The organism is Pseudomonas sp. EggHat1 (assembly GCF_014892995.1).
Taxonomy (GTDB): domain Bacteria; phylum Pseudomonadota; class Gammaproteobacteria; order Pseudomonadales; family Pseudomonadaceae; genus Aquipseudomonas; species Aquipseudomonas chaetocerotis.
Map to the genome: position 1 here is coordinate 608256 of NZ_JACKQK010000001.1, position 22365 is coordinate 630620.

21 protein-coding genes are annotated in these 22365 nt (G+C 61.5%); 3 read left to right on the forward strand and 18 right to left on the reverse strand.

Annotated features, from left to right (window positions below; translation table 11 throughout):
- Positions 1-55: 55 nt before the first annotated feature.
- Positions 56-778, forward strand: a complete 723-nt coding sequence (locus INS93_RS02785; protein WP_192980217.1) for a PqiC family protein — start codon at positions 56-58, stop codon at positions 776-778.
- 79 nt (positions 779-857) lie between these two features.
- Here the strand turns inward: INS93_RS02785 and INS93_RS02790 are convergent, their stop codons facing one another.
- The 4 genes from INS93_RS02790 to msbA form a co-directional block, all read right to left on the reverse strand.
- Positions 858-2069 carry an acyl-CoA dehydrogenase family protein gene (locus INS93_RS02790; RefSeq protein WP_192980218.1) on the reverse strand — a complete coding sequence of 404 codons (1212 nt, stop codon included), beginning with the start codon at positions 2067-2069 and terminating at the stop codon, positions 858-860.
- Between the two features lie 15 nt (positions 2070-2084).
- Positions 2085-3356 (reverse strand): acyl-CoA dehydrogenase family protein, encoded by a 1272-nt coding sequence (locus INS93_RS02795; protein ID WP_192980219.1) that lies wholly within the window; start codon positions 3354-3356, stop codon positions 2085-2087.
- Positions 3357-3498: 142 nt separating this feature from the next.
- Positions 3499-4920, reverse strand: a complete 1422-nt coding sequence (gene hldE, locus INS93_RS02800; RefSeq protein WP_160019177.1) for a bifunctional D-glycero-beta-D-manno-heptose-7-phosphate kinase/D-glycero-beta-D-manno-heptose 1-phosphate adenylyltransferase HldE — start codon at positions 4918-4920, stop codon at positions 3499-3501.
- A gap of 41 nt (positions 4921-4961) precedes the next feature.
- On the reverse strand, positions 4962-6770 hold the full coding sequence (msbA, locus tag INS93_RS02805) for a lipid A export permease/ATP-binding protein MsbA (protein ID WP_192980220.1): 1809 nt from the start codon (positions 6768-6770) through the stop codon (positions 4962-4964).
- 186 nt (positions 6771-6956) lie between these two features.
- Here msbA and INS93_RS02810 point away from each other — a divergent pair, with 186 nt between their 5' ends.
- Together INS93_RS02810 and INS93_RS02815 are read left to right on the forward strand one after the other, a co-directional pair.
- A complete protein-coding gene (locus INS93_RS02810; protein ID WP_319017532.1) occupies positions 6957-8072 on the forward strand; it encodes an O-antigen ligase family protein in 1116 nt (371 codons plus the stop codon).
- Positions 8069-8734, forward strand: a complete 666-nt coding sequence (locus INS93_RS02815) for a polymerase (protein ID WP_192980221.1) — start codon at positions 8069-8071, stop codon at positions 8732-8734. The genes INS93_RS02810 and INS93_RS02815 overlap by 4 nt, the downstream gene beginning before the upstream one ends.
- Before the next feature lie 11 nt (positions 8735-8745).
- Here the strand turns inward: INS93_RS02815 and INS93_RS02820 are convergent, their stop codons facing one another.
- The 14 genes from INS93_RS02820 to INS93_RS02885 all read right to left on the reverse strand — a co-directional run bounded on the left by INS93_RS02820 (position 8746) and on the right by INS93_RS02885 (position 22307).
- The gene (locus INS93_RS02820; protein WP_160020171.1) at positions 8746-9615 is read right to left on the reverse strand and encodes a glycosyltransferase family 2 protein; all 870 of its coding nucleotides are present in this window, start codon (positions 9613-9615) and stop codon (positions 8746-8748) included.
- On the reverse strand, positions 9608-10753 hold the full coding sequence (locus tag INS93_RS02825) for a glycosyltransferase (protein ID WP_160019174.1): 1146 nt from the start codon (positions 10751-10753) through the stop codon (positions 9608-9610). The genes INS93_RS02820 and INS93_RS02825 overlap by 8 nt, the downstream gene beginning before the upstream one ends.
- Positions 10750-11682 carry a glycosyltransferase family 2 protein gene (locus tag INS93_RS02830; protein ID WP_143508960.1) on the reverse strand — a complete coding sequence of 311 codons (933 nt, stop codon included), beginning with the start codon at positions 11680-11682 and terminating at the stop codon, positions 10750-10752. The genes INS93_RS02825 and INS93_RS02830 overlap by 4 nt, the downstream gene beginning before the upstream one ends.
- Positions 11683-11859: 177 nt before the next feature.
- Entirely contained in the window at positions 11860-12081 is a 222-nt protein-coding gene (locus tag INS93_RS24985) for a glycosyltransferase family 9 protein (protein WP_192980422.1), read from the reverse strand.
- A gap of 190 nt (positions 12082-12271) precedes the next feature.
- Positions 12272-12463 carry a hypothetical protein gene (locus INS93_RS02840; RefSeq protein WP_192980222.1) on the reverse strand — a complete coding sequence of 64 codons (192 nt, stop codon included), beginning with the start codon at positions 12461-12463 and terminating at the stop codon, positions 12272-12274.
- Between the two features lie 6 nt (positions 12464-12469).
- Complete coding sequence (locus tag INS93_RS02845; protein WP_192980223.1) at positions 12470-14200, reverse strand: carbamoyltransferase; 1731 nt, start codon at positions 14198-14200, stop codon at positions 12470-12472.
- A gap of 99 nt (positions 14201-14299) precedes the next feature.
- Positions 14300-15745 (reverse strand): lipopolysaccharide kinase InaA family protein, encoded by a 1446-nt coding sequence (locus tag INS93_RS02850; protein WP_192980224.1) that lies wholly within the window; start codon positions 15743-15745, stop codon positions 14300-14302.
- Positions 15742-16491: a lipopolysaccharide kinase InaA family protein gene (locus tag INS93_RS02855; RefSeq protein ID WP_104730094.1), complete on the reverse strand. Its 750-nt coding sequence runs from the start codon at positions 16489-16491 to the stop codon at positions 15742-15744. Before INS93_RS02855 ends, INS93_RS02850 begins: the two co-directional genes overlap by 4 nt.
- The gene (locus INS93_RS02860; RefSeq protein ID WP_084340777.1) at positions 16488-17225 is read right to left on the reverse strand and encodes a lipopolysaccharide kinase InaA family protein; all 738 of its coding nucleotides are present in this window, start codon (positions 17223-17225) and stop codon (positions 16488-16490) included. Before INS93_RS02860 ends, INS93_RS02855 begins: the two co-directional genes overlap by 4 nt.
- A complete protein-coding gene (gene rfaP / locus INS93_RS02865; protein WP_192980225.1) occupies positions 17218-18051 on the reverse strand; it encodes a lipopolysaccharide core heptose(I) kinase RfaP in 834 nt (277 codons plus the stop codon). Before rfaP ends, INS93_RS02860 begins: the two co-directional genes overlap by 8 nt.
- Positions 18052-18139: 88 nt before the next feature.
- A complete protein-coding gene (locus INS93_RS02870) occupies positions 18140-19264 on the reverse strand; it encodes a glycosyltransferase family 4 protein (RefSeq protein WP_192980226.1) in 1125 nt (374 codons plus the stop codon).
- A gap of 9 nt (positions 19265-19273) precedes the next feature.
- Complete coding sequence (waaC, locus tag INS93_RS02875) at positions 19274-20278, reverse strand: lipopolysaccharide heptosyltransferase I (RefSeq protein WP_192980227.1); 1005 nt, start codon at positions 20276-20278, stop codon at positions 19274-19276.
- 1 nt (position 20279) lies between these two features.
- Entirely contained in the window at positions 20280-21323 is a 1044-nt protein-coding gene (gene waaF / locus INS93_RS02880) for a lipopolysaccharide heptosyltransferase II (RefSeq protein WP_192980228.1), read from the reverse strand.
- 60 nt (positions 21324-21383) lie between these two features.
- Positions 21384-22307: a branched-chain amino acid transaminase gene (locus INS93_RS02885; RefSeq protein WP_160019167.1), complete on the reverse strand. Its 924-nt coding sequence runs from the start codon at positions 22305-22307 to the stop codon at positions 21384-21386.
- Between the last annotated feature and the right edge of the window lie 58 nt (positions 22308-22365).

The following is a 22365-nucleotide window of genomic DNA, read 5'->3' on the forward strand; positions in this document are numbered from 1 at the left end:
TCTGCATGATATGGGATCGATGTGCAGCTGCCCCAGAAGCGGCTGTCTGGAATTAATGATGACTGTAGTACGCCCTGTGGCTCTGCTTCTGACCACGCTGCTCGTATTGAGTGGTTGCAGTCTGCTGCAGCAGAAGCCGGTGCCTCTTTACCAACTCGATAGCGGCAGCGCCGTAACACCGACCCAGGACAACGGTGTGACTGTACTGGTCGGTCCGATCAGCGTGGCCGATTACCTGCGCCAGCAAAATCTGCTGCAACGCCAGGCCGATGGCAGCCTGGTGGCCGCGCATGACGCTCGCTGGGCCAGCGGGCTGGCCAACGATATCGACCAGCAGATGCTTCGCCAGTTGGCCTGGCGCCTGGATAGTCAGCGTCTGGTTCTAGCCCCGGCGGCCCCAGGCTTCAGTGCCGATGCTCAGGTCATGCTGACCATTACCCGCCTGGATTCCGGCCCGATTCAACCTGCCGTGCTGGAAGCTCAGTGGCGCTTGCTCGACCGCCGCGGACAACTGCGCGACAGCCGGCTGATTCGTTTGGAAGAAGCGCACGGTGGGCCCATGGCCGAACAGGTCAAGGCGCAGAGTATCTTGCTGCAACGCCTGGCTGCTGAACTGGCTGTGGCCATTCAACCCATCGCTGCAGCCGAGCCTACCCCCGAGCCGCCGCGCAAGAAGCCTCCAGTGGCCAAAGCCAAACCGCAGGACCCAGCCGCTGCCGGGCCGAAGATTCCGGTGGCAGAACCGATCAAGATCGATACGGAAGTCTTCCGTTTCTAAGAAAAAGCCCGCAGATGCGGGCTTTTTCTTGCAGGGGGCGCCACGTGCAGCAAGCTCGCGGCGGATTGGGTTACCTTGATTACTTGAGCTCGCTGGAACTCTTGCCCAGCAGGCGCCGGGCGACGATCAGCAACTGAATCTGCTGGGTGCCTTCGAAGATATCGAGAATCTTCGAATCGCGCGCCCACTTCTCCAGCAACTCATCCTCACCGTAGCCCAGCGCACCGGCCAGCTCCACGCACTTGAGCGTCACCTCGCTAGCCACACGCCCGGCCTTGGCCTTGGCGATCGAGGCCTCTTTCGAGTTGGGCAACTTGTTGTCAGCCATCCACGCGGCCTTGAGCGTCAACAGCCGCGCCGCCTCCCATTCCGCTTCCAGACGATACAGTGTGGCCTCGGCATGAGTGACGCTCAGCAGCGGCCTGGCGTAATCAAAGCGGCAGCCCGCACAGAGCAGCAACTCACGCGTGCGCTCCAGCGCAGCACGAGCGACACCGACCGCCATGCCTGCAACCAGCGGCCGGGTGTTGTCGAAGGTCTCCATGACCCCGGCAAAGCCCTTCTGCACGTCGATCTCGGCGTTTCCCAGCAGGTTGGCCGCTGGTACCCGGCAATCGCTCAGGCTGATCGAAGCCGTATCGGATGCCTTGATCCCCAGCTTCTTCTCCAGGCGCGTAACCGTCATTCCCGCTGTGCCCTTCTCCACCACGAAGGACTTGATCGCCGCACGCCCCAGGCTTTTATCCAGCGTGGCCCAGATCACCACGGCATCGGCACGCTCACCGGAGGTGACGAAGATCTTCTCGCCGTTGAGGATGTAGTGATCACCATCGCGCACCGCCGTGGTGCGGATCGCCGCTGAATCAGAGCCGCAACCGGGCTCGGTAATGGCCATGGCCGCCCAGGCACCAGCGAAACGCGCCAGTTGCTCGTCATTGGCCACCGCCGCGATGGCTGCATTGCCTAACCCCTGCCGTGGCATGGCCAGAAGCAGGCCGACATCACCCCAGCACAGCTCCATCACACCAAGCAGCGCTGCCATGTTGCCAGCATTCTTGTTGCCTGCCTGCTGCTCGCGTGCAGCCCCGCGCTTGCTGGCCGAGCCGGCGCCGACTGCGTCGGGTGAGCCTTCGTTCATGCCATCGAGCAACGCAGCGAGCAGATCCAGCTCCTTGGGATAGGCGTGCTCGACCTTGTCATACTTGCGCGAGATCGGCCGAAAGTAGTGCTTGGCCACCTGCTGCGCCTGCTGTTGCAAGCCGCGGAATTTACGTGGGGTTTCCAGGTTCATGGTTGTTCTGCCTGTTCAGAGATGAAGGCCGCCAGCGAGCACCGCCAAGCTGCGCAGGTCGCGATACCAGCGCTCGACCGGGTGCTCCTGAGTAAAACCATGACCACCGAGCAGTTGCACCGCATCGGAACCGATCTTCATCGCCTTATCCACACAGAGCAGACGTGCCAGATAGGCCTCACGGCGCAGCGGCAAACCGGCCTCGGCACGGGCGCAGGCACGCCAGAGCAGCAGGCGCATGGCGTCCAGTTCGATGGCGATGTCGGCCACCATGAAGGCCACGCCCTGGCGATGACTGATCGGCTCGCCGAACGCTTGGCGCTCGTTGCAGTACCTCGTCACGTAGTCCAGTGCCGCCTGCGCCGTACCGACTGCAAGGGCGCAGAATGCCAAGGCCGAGTAATCGAGGAAGGCCAGAAAATCGAAGCCATCGCCTGCCAGGCGGCACTCGCTCGACACCTTGACGCCTTTCAGTTGAATACGCGTCAACCCACAAGCCTTGAGCCCCATTCCCGGTTCGGTACGGCGACTGACGCCTTTGCTCGCCGCATCGACGATAAATAGCGCCGGGCCATCAGTTGCCTGGGCGCTTACGATCAATCGACTGGCAGCCAGACCAGCGATGACCAACGCCTTCTCTCCATCGAGCAGATAGTGTTTGCCACGCTTGCGCGCCCGCGTCGCAGGCTGACCAGCATCGGTCAATACGCCAGGCTCAGTTACCGCCAAGGCGAAGGCTGGCGCGCCTTGCTCACTGATGAATGCCGGCAACCAGGCAGCCTGCTGCGCCGAGTTTCCCCAGCGACGAATGCAATTGGCTGCAGACAGCGGCACTAGCAAGGCTGCGGCCAGAGAAAAGTCGCCCTGCGCCAGGCTCTCGGCGATCAGCGCGTTGCTCAGCACGGTGCGCTCCCCGGCAAGACCACCTTGCGCCTCGGCAACACCATAGTGCGCCAGGCCCAGTTGATGTGCCTGATTGAGCAGTGCTGCAGGCACGTGAGCCCGTGCGTCGGCCTCGTGCGCGGCCGGACGCAGAACCTCCAGCGCGAAGCCCTGGAGCATATCCACCAGCATCTGCTGCTCTTCGGTCAGTGACAGGTCAAACAGGTCATCGGTTGCCGCGCGCGGCGTGTTTCTGCTGCCGCCGGCGGCCAGGCGAAAGCTGACACGGCTACCGCTGTAGACGAGTTTCTCGAAAGATTTGCGCACCTTGAGGCGGTCTGGCCAGTCAGCCTGGGCCAGTTTGCTCAGTACGCTCAGGGCCTGGCCCTGCGTATCGACGATCATGGCATCTCGCTCCACGTGAGGGATGCCATCGATGATGCGCTGCCGACTGGCGCACGCCTATGACCCTCAAGACGCGGCGCGGCGGCAATCGGGTCAAGCCACGGACAAGCTGAGCAAGGTCTGCGTCTTGCTCAGCCCAGTGTCACTTGCTGCGAATCTTCTCGACGATAGCGGTGGTGGAGCTGTTTTCCACCAGCCCCAGCACACGTACTTCGCCGCCATGGGCCTGGACGATATCGGCACCTACCACCTGATCGATGCCGTAGTCGCCGCCCTTGACCAGCACATCCGGCAGTACCTGTGCGAGCAGGCGCTCGGGCGTGTCTTCACCGAAGCTCACCACCCAATCCACCGCACCGAGACCGGCGAGCACAGCCATGCGTCGGTCGACGGCATTGATCGGACGCCCAGGACCTTTCAGACGGCTGACAGAGGCATCGTCGTTGATCGCCACGATCAGGCGGTCACCCTGCGCACGAGCTTGCTCCAGATAGGTCACGTGGCCAGCGTGAAGAATGTCGAAGCAGCCATTGGTGAAAACGATCTTCTCGCCATGGGCGCGAGCGTCCTCGATGGCGATCAGCAACTGATCCAGGCTCAGTACGCCACGCTCGGAGCCTTCTTCGCGCTGCACAGCGCGGCGCAGTTCGGGTGCGCTGATCGCTGCAGTGCCCAACTTGCCGACGACGATGCCGGCAGCCAGGTTGGCCAGAGCCACCGCCAGCGGCAACTCCTCACCAGCAGCGATGGATGCTGCAAGGGTGGAAATGACCGTATCGCCTGCACCGGTAACGTCGAATACTTCGCGGGCACGAGCCGGCAGATGCAACGGTGCATGCTCTGGACGCAGCAGGGTCATGCCGTGCTCGCCGCGGGTCACCAGCAGCGCGCCCAGCTCCAATTCGCGCATCAGCGTGGCCCCCTTGCTGACCAGCTCGGCCTCATCGGCGCAACCACCCACGATCAGTTCGAACTCGTGCAGATTGGGAGTGATCAGGCTGGCTCCACGGTAGATGGAGAAGTCCTTGCCCTTGGGATCGGCCAGTACCGCAATGCCCTTCTTTCGCGCCGACTGGATCAGCACCTGATGATTCTGCAACGCACCCTTGCCATAGTCCGACAGCACCAACACCTTGATCCCATCGAGTAACGTATCGACCTCGCGCGCCAGGGCTGCGGTATCGGTATTGAAAGGCTCTTCGAAATCCATGCGCAGCAGTTGCTGGTGACGGCTCATCACCCGCAACTTGACGATGGTCGGCTGGCTGTCATGACGCTGAAAATGTGCATCCACACCTGCACCACGCAGGCTGTCGCTCAGGCTTTCAGCGGCTTCATCATTACCGGTCACGCCAACCAGCAAGGCTCGCGCGCCGAGCGCGGCGATATTCAGAGCCACGTTGGCAGCACCACCGGGACGATCCTCGATCTGGTCGACACGTACCACCGGCACCGGCGCTTCCGGAGAAATCCGCGAGGTACCGCCATGCCAATAGCGATCGAGCATCACGTCGCCCACCACCAGGACGGCGGCTTGATCGTAACGGGGCATGGTCAACTTCATGTGAACTCCGGGGGCCTTAGTCTTGGCGGGCTCGTAGTTTATCAGGCGATATCCAAGGGCGCGCCTTCATCGAGCCCCATGGAATGCAAACGTGCATAGAAACCGTTTTGGGCCAGCAACTGGTCGTGAGTACCGCGCTCGACGATGCGCCCCTGATCCATCACCAGAATCAAATCGGCCTTCTCGATGGTCGACAGACGATGTGCAATCACCAACGTGGTTCGGCCCTCCATGACCCGATCCAGAGCGGCCTGGATATGCCGCTCGGACTCCGTGTCAAGGGCCGAGGTCGCTTCGTCCAGCACCAGGATCGGTGCGTCCTTGAGCAACGCCCGCGCAATTGCCAAACGCTGGCGCTGGCCACCAGACAGCAGCACGCCGTTTTCGCCAACCTCGGTATCCAGCCCCTGCGGCAGCTTGTCGATGAACTCCTTGGCGTAGGCCGCTTCGACCGCCTGCTCAATCGCTTCACGCGGAGCATCGGCCAGGTCGCCATAAGCAATATTGCTGGCCACACTGTCGTTGAACAGGGTGACCTGCTGCGTAACCAGGGCAATGTGACGCCGCAGATTACGCAATTTGTATTGCTCGACGTCTACCCCATCCAACAGGATCTGACCCGTTTCGTGATGGTAGAAACGAGGAATCAGGTTGGCCAGGGTCGATTTTCCGCTACCGGAACGCCCGACCAATGCCACCATCTGGCCAGGCTCAGCCGTGAAATTGATATCACTGAGCACAGGCTTTTCCGTGTCCGGATACTGGAAGCTCAGGTTGCGTACTTCCAAACGACCGCTGACGCGCTCGCGCTCTACCGTTCCCTGATCGACTTCGGGCACCTCATCCAGCTGCTCGAAGATGCTCTCGGCACCGGCAATACCCTTTTGAATCGTCGAGCTGACCTCGGACAGCTGGCGAATGGGTTTGGGCAGGAGCCCCGCAGCGGTGATATAGGCCACCAAGTCACCGGCCGTAGCATCGCCACGCAGCAGCAAAACGAGGAACATCAACACGGCCATCGCGCTGTAGATCACCAGTTGCAGCATCGGCGTGTACACCGCTCCGGTCTTGGTCATACGCAGCTGTTTCTCGGTATTGTCCTGGCTGGCAGCGGTAAAACGCCGGGATTCGTAGGTCTCCCCGCCAAAACTGCGCACCACTCGGTAACCCTGGATCGTTTCCGACGCAACGTGGGTAACATCGCCCATCGCCACCTGAATCTTCTTGCTCTGCTTGCGAAATTTCTTGCTGGCACTGTTCACCATCAATGCGATCAGCGGCAGGATTGCCAACATCACCAAAGTCAGTTGCCAGTTCATCCACAGCAGGTAGGCGAACAGGAAGATGACCGTCAGCCCTTCACGGATAACCACCTTGATTGCATCCGTCGCAGCGCCTGTGACCATCGTCACGTTGAAGGTGATGCGCGAGATCAGGTGACCGGAGTTGTGGCTATCGAAATAGCGGTTTGGCAACACCATGAGGCTGTTGAACAGCGCGATACGCAAGTCGTGAACCAGGCCCAGCGAGACCCTGGCCAGGAAATAGTTACCCAGGAAGGAACCAACCCCCTGCCAGGCGGCGATCAGGACGATTAGCAGGGGCACCGTCTGCAGTAGTTGCAGATCGCGCAGGTAGGGCACCGTGGGAAACAGCACGACATCAGGGTTGGACAGGCCATCCACGAAGTACTTGAGGATGCCCGCCAGCATTGGTTGGGTGGAAGCAAAAATGACGTAACCCAGGATGCTGATCAGGAACATGCCTATATAGGGCCTGACATATCCGAGTAGCCGAAGGTAGATTTTCAGGCTGCTAGATGGGCTTGCAGTGGTGTGCTTGTCGGTCATGCGCTCACACTTCGACTTGGCCGAAAAAGCGCGAATTCTAGCACAGATGCAGCCTACCCCCCCGAGGATGCATTAAGATGCCGCCCATTCGAAAATCAGCCACCGGTTTCAAACGTGCAGACATCACTCCCTCCCACACGCCCCATGCCCTTGCGTATCAGCAACTTCATTTCCAGCTACTGGCTGGTGGCGGGCTACCTGGTGTTGTTGAGCGGCCTATTCTGGTCCGCGAACGGTAGCCAGTACACGAAGTTGTTCTACGCACTGCTCGCCGCCCCCGCCCTGATCGCACTGCTGCTCTCACCAAAAGTCTTCATGCAGTTGCTCAAGGAACCCATCACGCTGGCCTATTTGGCATTCGCGACCTGGTTGCTGCTGAGCCTTTCGTGGACCCAAGCAGACACCAGCCTGAGCGGCCTGGCCAAGCGGCCACTGTACGTATTCATGATCTTTGCGGCCTGCACCCTGATCGCCTGCAAGGATCAGCGTCTGCTGCTCTCCGTACTGAGAGTCGGGGCGCTATTGGCCGTAGGCGCGGCCGTCATCAACCTGTGCATCTATGCCAACGCCTATCCATCCGAACAACGGCTGATTGGAACCGGAGCACTCAGCAACCCGCTGCTGACGTCCCATGTGCTGGGCTTCTTCTGCACCTACTGGCTGGCTGCCTGGCTCGCGCAGAGCGAGCGCCGTGACTGGCTGCCGATTCTCTGTACCACTCCATTGCTGGTTGCACTTCTTGCCACCGGCTCCCGCACCCCGCTCCTGGCGCTGACCTTGACCAGCCTGTGGATGCTGGCAATGACACCTCGCCGAGGGGCCTACCTGATAGGTGCACTGATCGCCCTGGCCATCGCGACCTTTGTAGCGATGCCGGAGATATTCCTGGAGCGCGGGCTTTCCTTCCGGCCTCAACTCTGGGCCGACGCCGTTTCCCAGGCGGCCGCGAAGCCGTGGTTCGGATATGGCTACGACAGTAAGTTCATCTTCGATATCCCGGAAATCGGTCGCCTTCTGAGCGACCCGCATAATGTAGAGCTGGCCGTGTTACTGGAACTCGGCGCCATCGGACTCATCCTGTGGCTGGTGATGTACGGCGCCGCCTTGTTCCGTTGCCTGCAACAGAGAAGACATGCCGGTTTTCAGATCGCATCGGCACTGCTCGTTTACGGTATCGCTGCCGGCCTTACCGAGGGCAGCTCCTACCTCTCCAGGCCCAACGAAAGCTGGTTCCTGATCTGGATTCCACTGTCACTGGTAGCAGCACTTTCCATCCAGCAGCGCCAACTGGACAACCGATGAGAACAATCAGCACCTTGCAGCTCGATGCGCTCCTGCAGAACTCCACCCCGATAGAAAGCGATGGATTCGGGCTGAAGGTCGCACGCTTGTCGGACGGCAATTTCCTGAAGTTCTACCGGCGCAAGCGCCTGCTGTCGTCGGCGCTCTGGAGCCTGCCGAGCGAGCGCTTCGCCAGCAACGTGCAGCGCCTGAAAGAGCTGGGCGTCGCCTGCCCGGATGTCGTGGAGCTGCTGCTCATTCCTGACAGGCAATTGAATGCCGTGCTGTACCGGCCGCTGCCAGGGGACACGCTGCGCAATCACTGGCGACGAATCGATGCTGAACAGCGCTCAATCGAAGTTCGTCAATTCGGAGCGTTTCTCGCCCATTTGCACCAGTCAGGTGTCTACTTCCGCTCCCTGCACCTGGGCAATGTCCTACGCCTGCCAGACGGCACACTAGGGCTGATCGACCTGTCGGACATGAAAGTTGGAAGCCACCCGCTCAATGCCGGCAAGCGCAAGCGCAATATTCAGCACATTCTGCGCTACCCGGAAGACACCGCGTGGCTCACACAGCAGCATCGGCAGGATTGGGTAGCGGGTTATGCCCAGAATTGCAGCAGCAGGCACGCGATGAGCTTCGAACGTGCGCTGAACAAGGCCTACCCACCTCCTCCCTGATTCGCCCGACCTCAGGGCATCATCAGGCGAAAAATCGCGCGAGCCGTCTTCAGATTGCGGTACTTCATCGGCAGTTGCGCCAACAGCTCACGAGCCAACGGCTTGTCATCGCGCGCACACTTGAGCAGCATCGAATTGATGAAGGCCGCGCACACCTTCGGATAGTCCGGGTGATCGGCAAAATGCCCATAGGTGCTCAGCACCGCGTCCACCATCATGCGCCGGTTCTTGTAGGTATTGGTTTCATGCACCCGATACTGCGCAAGCACATCGGGGAGCACGTCGATGAAGTACCCGGCACGGGCAATCTTCAACTCGATCAACAAGTCCTCCAGGCGGATACTCGGATCGAAGCCCCCGACAGCCTCCAACGCCTCGCGCCGAAACAGCAGGGTTGGGGCCGGAGCCCCCACTTTTTTGGCGCAGAACAGATCTTCGAAATCCAGGCGGCGCAACCCTCGTCCGCGCTCACGCTGGGGCAGTGCAGCACCTTTAGCATCGATGGGCTGGATATTGCCCGCACAGATACCCACCTCAGGCTTGCCTTGCAGGTAGGCCACCTGAATCGCGATGCGCTCTGGGCACATGATGTCATCGGAGCCAAAGGGAGCGATCAGACTGCCATGGGAACGGGCAATGCAATCGTTCAGCGTCGCGGCCAGCCCTTTGTTCTCCTGAACGACGAAGTCGAAGCCATGCTTCGCTTGCAAAGTGCGAATCCGCTCGACGCTATCATCGCTGGACCCATCGTCGACAACCAACAGCTCCAGATTCGCATAGCTTTGCGCCAGCACACTCTCGATACTGGCCTCGATGTAGGGCGCATGGTTGTACGAAGAAATTACAACACTCACCAGCGGCTGCTGGTCTACCTCAATCATCACGAATACCGTCCATGGCCAACGCCGCCGTCAACAGCCCACGATAGTGCCGGCGAAAATCTTCAATGTCATGGGCACGACGCAGATAGTCATAGGCACGTTCACCCTCTGCAACGCGTGCCTGCTGTGTCATGTCGAGCACTTCCAATAGACGCTCGGCCAGTACCGTGCCCTGCCCGGAGGGGAACAGGCGTCCACCGCAGTCCTCGAGAATCGATTTCAGGCTGGGGATATCAGAGCCGATGACCGGAAGCCGCCCACTCATGCCCTCCAGCAGTGCCAACGGTAGCCCTTCGCTCAAGGACGGCATGACAAAGGCATCGAAGGCCTGTACGTACTGCAGCGCATCCTCACGTTCGCCCAGCAGATGCACCACCTGCCCCAATCCCCGCTGCGCGATCATCTGTTCGAGTTCGTCGCGGGAACGGCCCTCACCGATGATCGCCAGTCGAGCCTGTGGATGGCGGGCATGCACCTCGACAAAGGCCTCGATCAGATGTACGTGCCCCTTGACCGGCACCAACCGACCAATAGCCCCGAAAACGAACGGCTCCTGGGCAAGCCCCAGCAACTCACGGGCTTGAGCCTTGGGGTGCTGCAACGCTTCGGCCCGATCAATATCAATTGCATTGTTGATCTGCACCGTGTTGGAGGCATTAAAACCGGCACCGCATCCAACCAAATAATCACGCACCGCCCGCGACACACCGACGATACGCCAATTTTTTTTGAGCAAACGGCGTGCCTCCCAGCGCCGGTAGGCACGGTCAAAGTCACCGATACCGTGCTGCACACCAATACACAGGGAAATGGGCAGGATCCAATTAAGCAGCATCAGCATGTTCATCGGTTTGAAACGATGGGCGATCACTACATCGAAGCGCTCCGCCCGAATCAGCCGATAAAGTTGCCAGAGCGCTCGCAGCCGCAAACCTTTCAGGTCTGACTGACTGAAGTCCAGGTACAGGGAATGGGCTGCTCGACTTTCGGGCTCGCCCGGCCCCGGACGACCACGCAAGAACAGGGTGGTGACCTCGAAACGATCCGCGGGAAGCCCCTGAATAACCTGCTCAGCCAAATCGGACGCGTTGACGTTGTAGCGATTCTGCATTTGCAGAACCTTGATCTTCCGGCTCATACGCCCTTCCCAAGCCACAGGCGAACAGCCTTGCGCATATACGACCCTTTGAATAGCACACGCCAGTCACAACGGAAGGCGGCACTGAAATACTGTTTGGCGGCGTCTGCATCACCCGCCAGGTAGGCACTGCGAAACAGCGACAAGCTGCGCTGCACGTAAAACTCGGGCTTCAATCCCTGAAAACGCTGATCCAGGCGACGGGGAGAAAACACCTCATCGACCAGCGCCAATCCACCGGCCTTGGCGTGGCTGAACTGGTGCCGCAGGCTGTCATCGTGCTTGTGAACCAGCGCCAAGGGGCGAGCGATCAACGAGCAGGGGTAGTTGGCCAACGCCTGGGCAAACACCGGGATATCTTCAGCGCTGCGAAACTGCTCGGGATAGTCGCCTCGCTCGAACACCTCGCGATGCATGACGCAGGCGCCGTTAGACAGCGCCAGGCGCTTGTCCAGCAGGTAGGCGCGCAGCCGCTGCACCGGGTCGTCGGGAAGCTGCTCGGGAAGGTGCTCACGGCGCTTGCCGTCAGGCCAAACCCCGATGTGCCCACCGATAGCCATCCGCGTCTGGGGATGCGTTTGCAAATGCTGCAGGACCGTTTCTATCGCACCGGCGGCCAGTTCGTCATCAGCATCCAGGAAAATCAGGTACTGCCCCTGTGCTTCGCGAATACCGCGATTACGCACGGAGGAAAGCCCACCGTTTTCCTTGCGTATCGCCCGAAAACCATTCGAATGGGTTTCCAGCAATCCACTGACGACCTGAGGTGTTTCGTCCGTCGAGCCATCATCGATGACAATCAACTCAGCTGCGGCATCGTTGAGCTGAACAAGCACTGACTCTACTGCACGCGGCAATGTCGCCGCATAGTTGTAGGCAGGTATTACCACCGAAACTTTGATGCCTAGGCTGTCACCGGCAATGCCCATCAAACGCTTACCTCATTCTTGGCAACCAATCTTTCGAACGCCCGCTCTACCCGCCCTACGCTGAGGGAATATATCCAGGCATCTCTCATCGCCCCGATAGAAACAGAAGGGCGTACCACTGCATTGTGTCCCCAGCCCGGCCGCCAGCAGAAACCGTCAGACGCTTGCGGTACACCGTCAACACCGGCACACCAAGGCGGCCGCCAAGTGCCCGACACCCGAATCGCTGCCGATTATATAGCCGGACTCATAAAGATAAGCCGCCAGTTCACGGACGTTGGAAAAGTTAGGAATCAGAAACGCATCCCCCTGGTGTTCGCTCCATTCGGCCCGCTCCTTCGGAGAAAGGACGAACTGCGGGTCATAGCCCTGCCCCTTGAGGCGATGGGCAAGACGCAGGTACTAGCGGGCCGGCCAGTTTTTCTTCCCGTTGTAGGAGGTCGGATACAGCATGACACGCTGAGGACGACGGCGCGCGACGGGTCCTCGGGAATCACGAACCCCGGATCGCATGACGCCTGCTCGAGGTCCAGCGTGGTCCGGCAGAACGCCACGGCCTGATCGACCATGGTCACGCAAGGGTCATCGATCACCCGCAGCGGGCCAGCGCAGCCAGAGAGCGGCCGCGGTAGCCGGCCCGCGCCAGGTTATTGGCCACGACCAGGTAAATCAGGCTATCGCCCAACCCCAGAGAAGGCACTAATGCGATATGACAGTCGGAGCGACTGATCCGCGTTCCTTCGCGTTCCTGCAAAATCCCTTTATGCGTCTCGACAGTCATCGACTACTACTCTTTCACGACAAGAATATCTTCCATGATCAGGTACTGCAGGTCGGAGCCGTAGAACATGTTCAGCGCGTCGGTCGGCGAGCAGATCATCGGTTCACCGCGACGGTTGAGCGAGGTATTCAGCGACACGCCGTTGCCGGTGAGCTTCTCCAACTCGAGCATCAGGTCGTACCAGCGCGGGTTGTATTCACGCTCGAGCACCTGGGCACGGGAGGTACCGTCTTCGTGGACGACTTCGCTGACGCGCTCCTTCCACTCCTCGTTGACCTCGAAGGTAAAGGTCATGAACGGGCTCGGGTGATCGACCTTGAGCATCTGCGCAGCAACGGTATCGAGCATGGACGGGCAGAAAGGTCTCCAGCGCTCACGGAACTTGATCTGCTCGTTGATGCGATCAGCGACGCCAGGGATGCTCGGGCAGCCAATGATGGAACGACCACCGAGTGCGCGCGGGCCGAACTCCATACGGCCCTGAAACCAGGCCACCGGGTTGCCATCGACCATGATCTTGGCGATGCGCTGCGGCATGTCGTCGATCTTCTGCCACTTCGGTGCGTTCGGGTGGCGAGCGCAGGCGGCAATGATGTCTTCGTTGCTGTAGGCAGGACCGAGATAGACGTGCTCCATCTTCTCCACCGGCACGCCACGCTGGTGCGAGACATAGGCAGCAGCGCCAACCGAAGTACCAGCGTCGCCAGAAGCCGGTTGCACGAACAGTTCCTTCACCTCGGGACGGGCGATGATCTTCTGGTTGAGCTTGACGTTCAGCGCACAGCCACCAGCGAAGGCGATCTTGCCGGTCTCGCGGATGATGTCGCCCAGGTAGTAGTCCATCATCTCCAGCGCCAGCTTCTCGAACAGCGCCTGCATGCTGGCGGCGTAGTGGATGTAGGGGTCGTCGGCGATATCGCCTTCGCGCTTCGGACCCAGCCACTCGATCAGCTTGGGCGAGAAGTAGAACCCCTTGCCCTTTTCCTTGTAGCGACGCAGGCCGATGACGTTGGCGTAGTCGGTGTTGATGATCAGCTCGCCGTTCTCGAACTTGGCCAGGCGCGAGAAGTCGTACTTGCTGGCGTCGCCGTAGGGCGCCATGCCCATGACCTTGAACTCGCCGTCGAGCATCTCGAAACCGAGGAATTCGGTGATGGCACCGTACAGACCGCCGAGCGAGTCCGGGTCGAAGAACTCCTTGATCTTGTGGATCTTGCCGTTCTCGCCGTAGCCGAAGAAGGTAGTGGCGTACTCACCTTTGCCGTCGATGCCGAGGATCGCGGTCTTCTCCTTGAAGCCCGAGCAATGGTAAGCGCTGGCGGCGTGGGCCAGGTGGTGCTCGACCGGTTCGATCTTGATCTTCTTGGCATCGAAACCCAGCTGCTCCAGGCACCAGACGATCTTCTTGCGGTAACGCTTGTAACGGCGGTTACCCATGAGCAGCGCGTCTAGCGCACGATCCGGCGCATACCAGTAACGCTTGGCGTAATGCCAACGCGCCTTGCCGAACAGACTGATGGGCGCAAAGGGAATAGCGACCACATCGACGTCGGACGGTTTGATACCGGCCTGCTCCAGGCAGAACTTGGCGGACTCGTAGGGCATGCGGTTCTTCGCATGCTTGTCACGCACGAAGCGCTCTTCTTCGGCGGCAGCAACAAGCTTGCCGTCGATGTATAGCGCGGCGGATGGATCATGGCTCAGGGCGCCGGAAAGGCCGAGGATCGTCAATGCCAAGGATAAAGCCTCTTAAAAAAGCGGCTGCAGGCTTCAAGCGGCAAGCTTCAAGCAACAGCGTTCGTTATTCAGTCGCCCCGGTCGGGCACATTTACTGCCTTAACTGTTCGGTTTTGCCACCACCGATGGAAGGCGCTCGTCCAGAACCTGGTATAGCGTACTGTCCTGCGGCCAGTTACGCAGGAAACGCGCCCGATCCTTCGCATAGGCGGGTGCGAAGCTACCGGCTCGACGATGCTGCTGCATGGCGTCCAGGTCGATCAACATCCAGCGCCCATCCTGCCACAGGATATTGCTGCCTTTGAGATCCCCATGACTGATGCGCTCGCGCAGCAGCGCCGCAAACAGGTCATCCAGTGCCCGCAGTTCCGCTTCGGCTGGTAACTCGCCAGGCGCGCAGGACGCGAAACGAGTAATTATATCCACACCCGATGCGTGTTCGGTAACAAGATAGGACCGGCGCCTGAGCCACAGGGTACGGCACTCGAGCACGGCAAGCGGTTTGGGCGTTGCGATGCCGAGAAAAACCAGGCGATTGCCCTCGCACCAGCTGTGCCAGGCGCGGCTCGGACGCCAGCAGCGTTTGAGCCAATGCAGCATGCCCTTGATGTTGTAGCGTTTGATGACCAATTGCCTGGCACCCTGATCGACTCGCGCGACGGTAGACGAACCACCCCGTTTGAGGGACTGCCCAGCCGCGATAGCGGCGTCAGGGTCAGCCAGTAATCGCGCCAGCAAGGCATCTTCCTCGCGCCGGACCACCTGCAAGCGCGAGGCACCGCGCCATGCGCAAAACGCCGAACAATCGCGACCTAGCTTGCCCATGAACTGGTGCAACCGCGAACCACGGGCCTTGGCTACCGCCTTGAGCAGAGCCTCGAGCGGCAGCGCGTGCTCGCCATTGACCAGCAGGTAATGCACCAGCAGCTCCTCGATGAATGGATCGAGAGCACTCGGGAATTGAGCGAAGAACACACCCAGATTGACCAGCACCCTGTCTCGCGACAGAGGTTGGCCCGGAGTCTCGGCACGCACGCCGCCACCGTCGATCAGATACAGGCTGCCGTTTTGACGCAGCAGGTTGTCCAGGTGCAGATCCTCTTGCCACAGACCTTGCCGGTGTAGCCCTGCAATGGCTGCCAGCGCCTCACCCAACACCTGCTGCCGAGCGTCGTCCAGCCACGCCAGATGGGCCACCGCCTGCCAGGCATCTCCGAGGCTTTCGGCATCGTCGAGGAACTCGAACAGCAGCCAACCGCCCCCTCCTGGCGTCGAACCGTGGACAAGCAACTCGGGCGTCTTCAGCCCCTGCTCAGCCAATAGCTGAACGCCGCGCAGCTCGCGGACGAAATGCCGTTCGGCCTTATCGCCGACCAGCAGCTTGGCCAGCACCTCACGCCCCTGCCACTGCGCCCGACCGACATAGCGTTGACCTGGCAGCACCCGCAAAAGGCTGAGCAACTGGATAGATCCCGCACCCTCCAGCTCGATCAGCAGCGGTAGCGCGGGGGTACGTCCGGCATCGACCAGGGAAGCAAGCCTCATGAGCGCCTCGCCTTGTCCTTGAATCGTGCCGTGAGACGTTGCAACCAGTACCCCAACTGACGAGCGTCACCGAGATAGGCGGTCAGGAAACAGGCTACATCGTCATCGCCCCAGGCACTTGCGCGGCGCAGCAGGGGTTCCAGATCCTTGACCCGATCACGCTCGCCAAACAACAGGGGCCGGGTCTTTTCCAGGTCGATCAACTGCGCGACGAAACCATCGCCGCTGGGTTGGAGGAAAATATGTTTGGGATAGAAGCAACCATGGACCTGGCCCTGGCCATGTACGCACCGGGCCAGCACCCCGCAGGCACTGGCGATGGCATGGCGTTGCACGGCGGCCAGTTGCGACCAGTTCGGCAGGTAGCTGTCCAGATCCCGCCAACCGTCCAGGGCTCGGGTCAGCAGGACGGCGCGGCGCTCGCCGCCAATGCGTCGTTCGGCATAGAACGCCGAACGCATCGCCGGAATACCCAGGCGCTGATAGCGGCAGGTATTGCGAAACTCCCGCGCCAGGGTCGGCTCACCCAACGGACGATGCAAGCTACGGGTCAGGTAATTGCTCTGGCGCTTGAGGTAGTAGCCGGTGCCATCGAGGTCGAGCCGGTACACCGTGCTCCAACCACCGCGAGAAGCGGTGTTGGGCTCGTCCACGGCAAACAGCTGCAGTGCCCATAAGGCCTCGAAGCTGTCCAGGCCGTGACGCTCGAGCAGCGTTTTATCCTCGCCCTCGATGAAGTCCTTCATTCTCTTCCCTCGAAGTAGCGCACGATCTGCACGATCCGTCGTTTGTCACTGTCGTTGAGACGATCGCGATCCCGATACTGCAGATAGAAACGCAGGCGCTGGGTGCGCGACAGGTGGTACTTGGCGACCTTGTCCAGGCAAGCGAGATCCTTGACGATCCGGTAGCGCAGGAACGGCCCCCACCAGAAGGTCCCCGCAGGGCAGTCGATGAGAAACAACCGGCGCTGCTCGTCCACCAGAAGGTTGCGCCACTTGAGGTCGTTGTGGACGAAATGATGGTCATGCAGCGTGCGCGTGGCCTTGGCCAACTGGCGGCTGACATCGTCGACCCAGGCCCGGTCATGCAGACGTGCATCGTCCGTGGCCGCCAGGCGTGACATGTCCAACGTATCGACGATCTCCTGAGTGATCAGCGCGCCTCGGGCGAAGGCGCCGACCTTGCGCTCCAGGCCGTAGGCGGCGATGGGCGCAGTGGGAATACCCCAGGCGGCGAAGTGTTTGAGATTCTGCCACTCGGCCTTGACCCGCGGCCGGCCGATGAAACGCCGAACGCCCTTGCCAGCGCCGTGATAGCGCTTGACGTAATAGCGCAGCCCATCGAATTCGACGCGGATCACGTCCGACAGCGGATCACGGGTGATCGCCTCGCCCTGCAGGGAAAACACCGCATCCAGGCTGGCGAAGGCTTTTGCCGCCTGCGGCGTGGCCAGGGCGGTGACGCGCCATTCACTCATGCTTCGCTCCCGGCGCGTACTTGCGTGCATAGCGAACCAGCAGGCGATCGGCCTTGCGTTGCAGCCAGAGCAGCAGCGCCGCCTCCTCATGCAGAATCTGCCGCAACGGCCGCTCATTGCCTGCCGCAGCGAAATAGCGTTTGAGAAAGCGCAGCTTGTCACGCCGGGTCAGGCCGATATGCAGCGCCGAAAAATACAGGGCGGCCAGATCCTTGTCGCGCCAGCGCCGTGGCGTGGCACTGCGCACCTGGGCGCGGTGCAGGTCGATCACTGACAGGCGCAGGTCACTGGCCTGGATCGGCCGGTCGGTGTGCAGCAGGAAGTGGCAGATATAACAGTCGCGGTGGTTGACCCCGGCACGGTGCATGGCGCCGGTCATCTGCGCCACTTCGCGGATCAGCGCCCACTTGAGCGCCGGCTTCGGCGGTTGCTGCGCCCAGTTGAGGCTGAGCTGCTCCAGGTCGACGGTCGGCGCCAGCTCTTCGGTGACGATGAACGAGTGCTGGCGCGCCGGATTGCTGCCACGCTCGCCGTAGGCCACGGCGGTCATGGTCGGCACACCAACCTCGGTCAGACGCTGAATGGCCTGCCACTCTTGCGCGGCTCCCAACACAGGCGCCTTGGCCGTGAGCAGGTTCTTGGCGATCTCACCCCAGCCGATGCCACGGTGGATCTTGACGAAGTAACCGCGCCCGTCGACCTCGGTACGCAGGGTGCGGCGCCCTTCCAGCTCGCGGTAGACCTGGCCCTCGAGCGCCTCGACGGCCTCGAAGGCATCGCGGCCCGCCCACAGGCGCTTGAAGGGTTCGGCGAGGATCAGGCGCATGCAAGCCTCCCCAGCCGGGTATCCGTGCGCACCGATGACACCGTGCTGTCGACCTTGTGGTGCGCACGGCGCCCCCTACCCAAGCGACTCATGCGTGCTTCTCCGCGAGGATCACGTCGGCGGCCTTCTTCGGCATGGAATACAGGTCCGCACTGTCGGCATAGGCCAGGCCGTTGCGGCGCCAGAAAGCGCGGCGCTCAGGGTCGGCCAGCATATCGGCCAGCATGCGGTTGAGCGCGTCCTGCTCGAACGGCCCGGGCAGGACGCGACCGCAGTCGGCGTCGGCGATGTAATGGGCATAGCCGCAGACATCGGTGACCAGCACCGGCAGGCCGGATACCAGCGCCTCCAGCAACACGGTGCCGGTGTTCTCGTTATAGGCCGGATGGATCAGCAGATCGGCACCCAGCAGGAAGCGCGGAATGTCGCTACGGCCCTTGAGGATCTGCACCTGATCGGAAAGCCCCAGCGCCTTGATCTGCAGCAGGAAGGGCTTGGGATCGTCCTGGCCGATGGCGATCAGACGGGTGCGCTTGCGCAGCTCGCGCGGCAACGCGGCCAGCGCCTTGAGGCTGCGATCCAGGCCCTTGGTCTTGAAGCCGGAGCCGATCTGGACCAGCAGCAGATCATCGTCACTCAGTTTGAACTCGCGGCGGAATTCGGCGCGAATGTCGGCAGCATTGGCGGGTGCCCGACGGTCAAAGGCGATGCCTGGCGGCAGCAGGTGGAAGCGCTGCAGCGGGGTCTTGTAGTGTTTGATGAATAGCGGCTGCTGCACCTCGGAGATCATCAGAATCTCGGTCTTCGACTCCGGCGCGAATACCGCGCGTTCGTAATCGGCGAAGTGCTTGTAGCGGCCCCAGCGACGGTAGATCGGGTTGCGCAGGGTCTGCGCCTTGTCCTCGAAACAGCCGTCGGCAGCGTAATAAACATCCAGGCCCGGCATCTTGTTGAAACCGATCACCCGGTCGACCGGGTCGCGTTTCAAATCAGCCTGCAGCCAGGCGCTGAATTTCTCGTTGCGGCGATGATTGAACAGCGCACGCACCGGCGCCACGCGCACATCGAAGCCACTGGGGTTGTCGCCTTCCCAGATCGGCGTGTAGACGCGAATGGCATGGCCACGCGCCTGGCATTCGAGGGCGATGCGCATGAAGTCGCGCTGCAGCCCGCCGAAGGGGAAGTATTTATAGAGAACGAAGGCCAGTTGCATAGCCGCTCCTTAAAGAGTGCCGGGAGGCGCGAGCAGCAGCGCTTCCAGTTCCAGGCCGACGCGCTCGGCACCGAGGCCGTCGAAACAGGGCTTGTCACGATCACCGCTGCCGGCGCCTGGCCCATTGGCGCACAGGTGAACCTGACTATGACCGTAAGCGCCCACCTTGCCGGGCAGCGTCGGGCCATAAAGAGAAATATTGGGTACGTCCAGCGCAGCGGCAAGATGACCGAGCCCGGTGTCGACGGAGACGCAGGCGCTGGCACCGGCGATCACCTTGGCCACGCCGGCCAGGTTCAGCTTCGGCAGCACAGCGGCATGACTGAGTCCGGCGGCAATGCGTTCGGCACGCGCCTTTTCCGTCTCGTTGCCCCAAGGTAGGCGCACGGCCCAGCCCAGCTCGTCCATGCGCTCTGCCAGCGCACGCCAGTCGGCTTCCGGCCAGTGCTTACTGGCCCAGGTGGTGCCATGCAGGAACACCAGATACGGCTGCGCAGCGGAATCCATCATCGCTGCGCGGCTGAGGCCATAGTCCCCAGTACCGGACGGCAGCGCATAACCCAGCGCCTTGGCGAAGAGTTGGCGTACGCGCTCCAGGGCATGCAGATCCTTGGCCACCGCGTAGCGACGGTCGTAGAAACGACTGGCCAGCGGCTCACGCGCCGAATCACGATCCAGCCCGGCCACCGGCGCCGACACGTAGCGCGTCAGCCAGGCGCTCTTGAGCAGGCCCTGGGCGTCGATCACCAGGTCGTAGCGGGTCTCGCGCAGACGCTGCTTGAAGCGCGCCCACTCACCACTACGCCAGGTGCGCAACGGGTGCTTGCGCCAGCGGCGGATGGCCACCGGAATCACCTGGGAAACTGCCGGATGCCAGGCGGGGATCTCGGCGAAGCCTTCTTCCACCACCCAATCGAAACGAATGCCGGGAATGGCGCGGGCCGCATCGGTCAACGCCGGCAGGGTATGCACCACGTCGCCCAGCGACGAAGTCTTGATGATCAGTACCCGCAAATCAGTCGCCCTCGACCAGGGTCAAGGTTTCGCCGACCAGCCGATCCAGCGCCTCGATCACAGGCCGCGGTTTGAGCTCACGCAGGCAGTTGTAGTGACCAAAACGGCAAGTTCGATCAAAGCAGGGACTGCACTCCAGGCCCAGGCGAACGATCTCGACGCGGTCAGCCAGCGGCGGAGTGAACGCTGGCGAGGTGGAACCATAGACCGCCACCAGCGGACGGTTCAGCGCCGCCGCCACGTGCATCAACCCGGAGTCGTTGGACACCACGGCAGTGGCCGCCGACATCAGGTCGATGGCCTCGGCCAGGCTGGTCTGCCCGGACAAGTTGCTGACTTCCTCACGCAACCCCGGAATCAGGCGCATGCGAATGTCCTCGCCGCCGGCATGGTCGTTCTTCGAGCCGAACAGCCAGACCTGCCAACCTTCGCGAATCTTGATCTCGGCCACCTTGGCGTAGTGCTCGGCCGGCCAGCGCTTGGCCTCGCCGAACTCTGCACCGGGACACAGCGCCAGCACCGGGCGGTCCAGTTGCAGTTCGAACTTGACCAGCGCGGCATCATGACTGGTTTCATCGATCACCAGACGTGGCTGCGGATAGGGCTGCGGCAAGGCAGCGCCAGGTTCATAGGCCAGCGCCATGAAGCGCTCGATCATCAGCGGATAGCGGTCTTTGTCCAGCGTACGAATATCGTTGAGCAAGCCATAGCGCATCTCGCCCTTCCAGCCGGTGCGCTTGGGGATGCCGGCGAACCAGGGCACCAGCGCGGACTTGAGCGAGTTGGGCAGCAGGATCGCCTGGTCGTACTGGCCAGCCAGCGATTTGCCAATGCGCCGGCGCGTGGCCAGATCGAGCACACCATGACCCAGTGGCAGACTCAGCGCGGCGCGCACCTCGGGCATGCGCTCGAGAATCGGCCGACTCCAGTCCGGCGCCAGCACGTCGATCTCGCATGCGGGGTGGCGTTGCTTCAGGCACTGGAACAGCGTCTGCGCCATCACCATGTCGCCTACCCAGCTTGGCCCAACGATCAGTATCTTCATATTCTTTCCAGAAACGACCGGGGAGGCTTTCGCCTCCCCGTCGAGCCTTCGAGCAATCGCTTATTTAACCAGCGTACGCCATTCGGCGTGGCCACTGGTTTTGCCGGTGACCAGGTCGAAGTAGGCCTTCTGCAGCTTCTCGGTGACCGGGCCGCGACGACCGGCGCCAATCTTGCGACCATCCACTTCACGAATCGGGGTGACTTCAGCGGCGGTGCCGGTGAAGAAAGCCTCGTCGGCGATGTACACCTCATCGCGGGTGATGCGCTTCTCGACCACCTTGATGCCGTGCTCTTCGGCCAGGGTCAGGATGGTGCTGCGGGTAATGCCGTTGAGGCAGGAGGTCACTTCCGGGGTGTACACCACGCCGTCCTTGACCAGGAAGATGTTCTCGCCCGAGCCTTCGGCCACGTAGCCTTCCGGATCCAGCAGCATGGCCTCGTCGGCACCGCCAGAGATGGCTTCCTGCAGGGCCAGCATCGAGTTGATGTAGTTGCCGTTGGCCTTGGCACGGGTCATGGCGATGTTGACGTGGTGGCGGGTATAGGAGCTGGTGCGCACCTTGATGCCGGCTTCCAGCGCCTCTTCGCCCATGTAGGCACCCCAGTGCCAGGCGGCGACGATCACGTGCACCTTCAGGCCGGAAGCGCGCAGGCCCATGCCTTCACTGCCGAAGAACACCATCGGACGCAGGTAGGCACTTTCCAGGCCGTTCTCACGTACAGCGGCGCGCTGCGCCTCGTTGATCTCTTCCTTGCTGAAAGGGATCTGCATATTGAAGATGTGCGCCGAATCGAACAGGCGGTCGGTGTGCGCTTGCAGGCGGAAGATCGCGGTGCCGTCCGGGGTGTTATAGGCACGCACGCCCTCGAACACGCCCATGCCGTAGTGCAGGGTATGGGTCAGCACATGGGTGTTGGCTTCGCGCCACGGCACCAGTTCGCCGTCGTACCAGATCACGCCATCACGGTCGGACATCGACATCTTGCCTGCTCCTCAAATTCGCTTCACGGTTCGATCAGTAGGTGGGGCCTCAAACCCC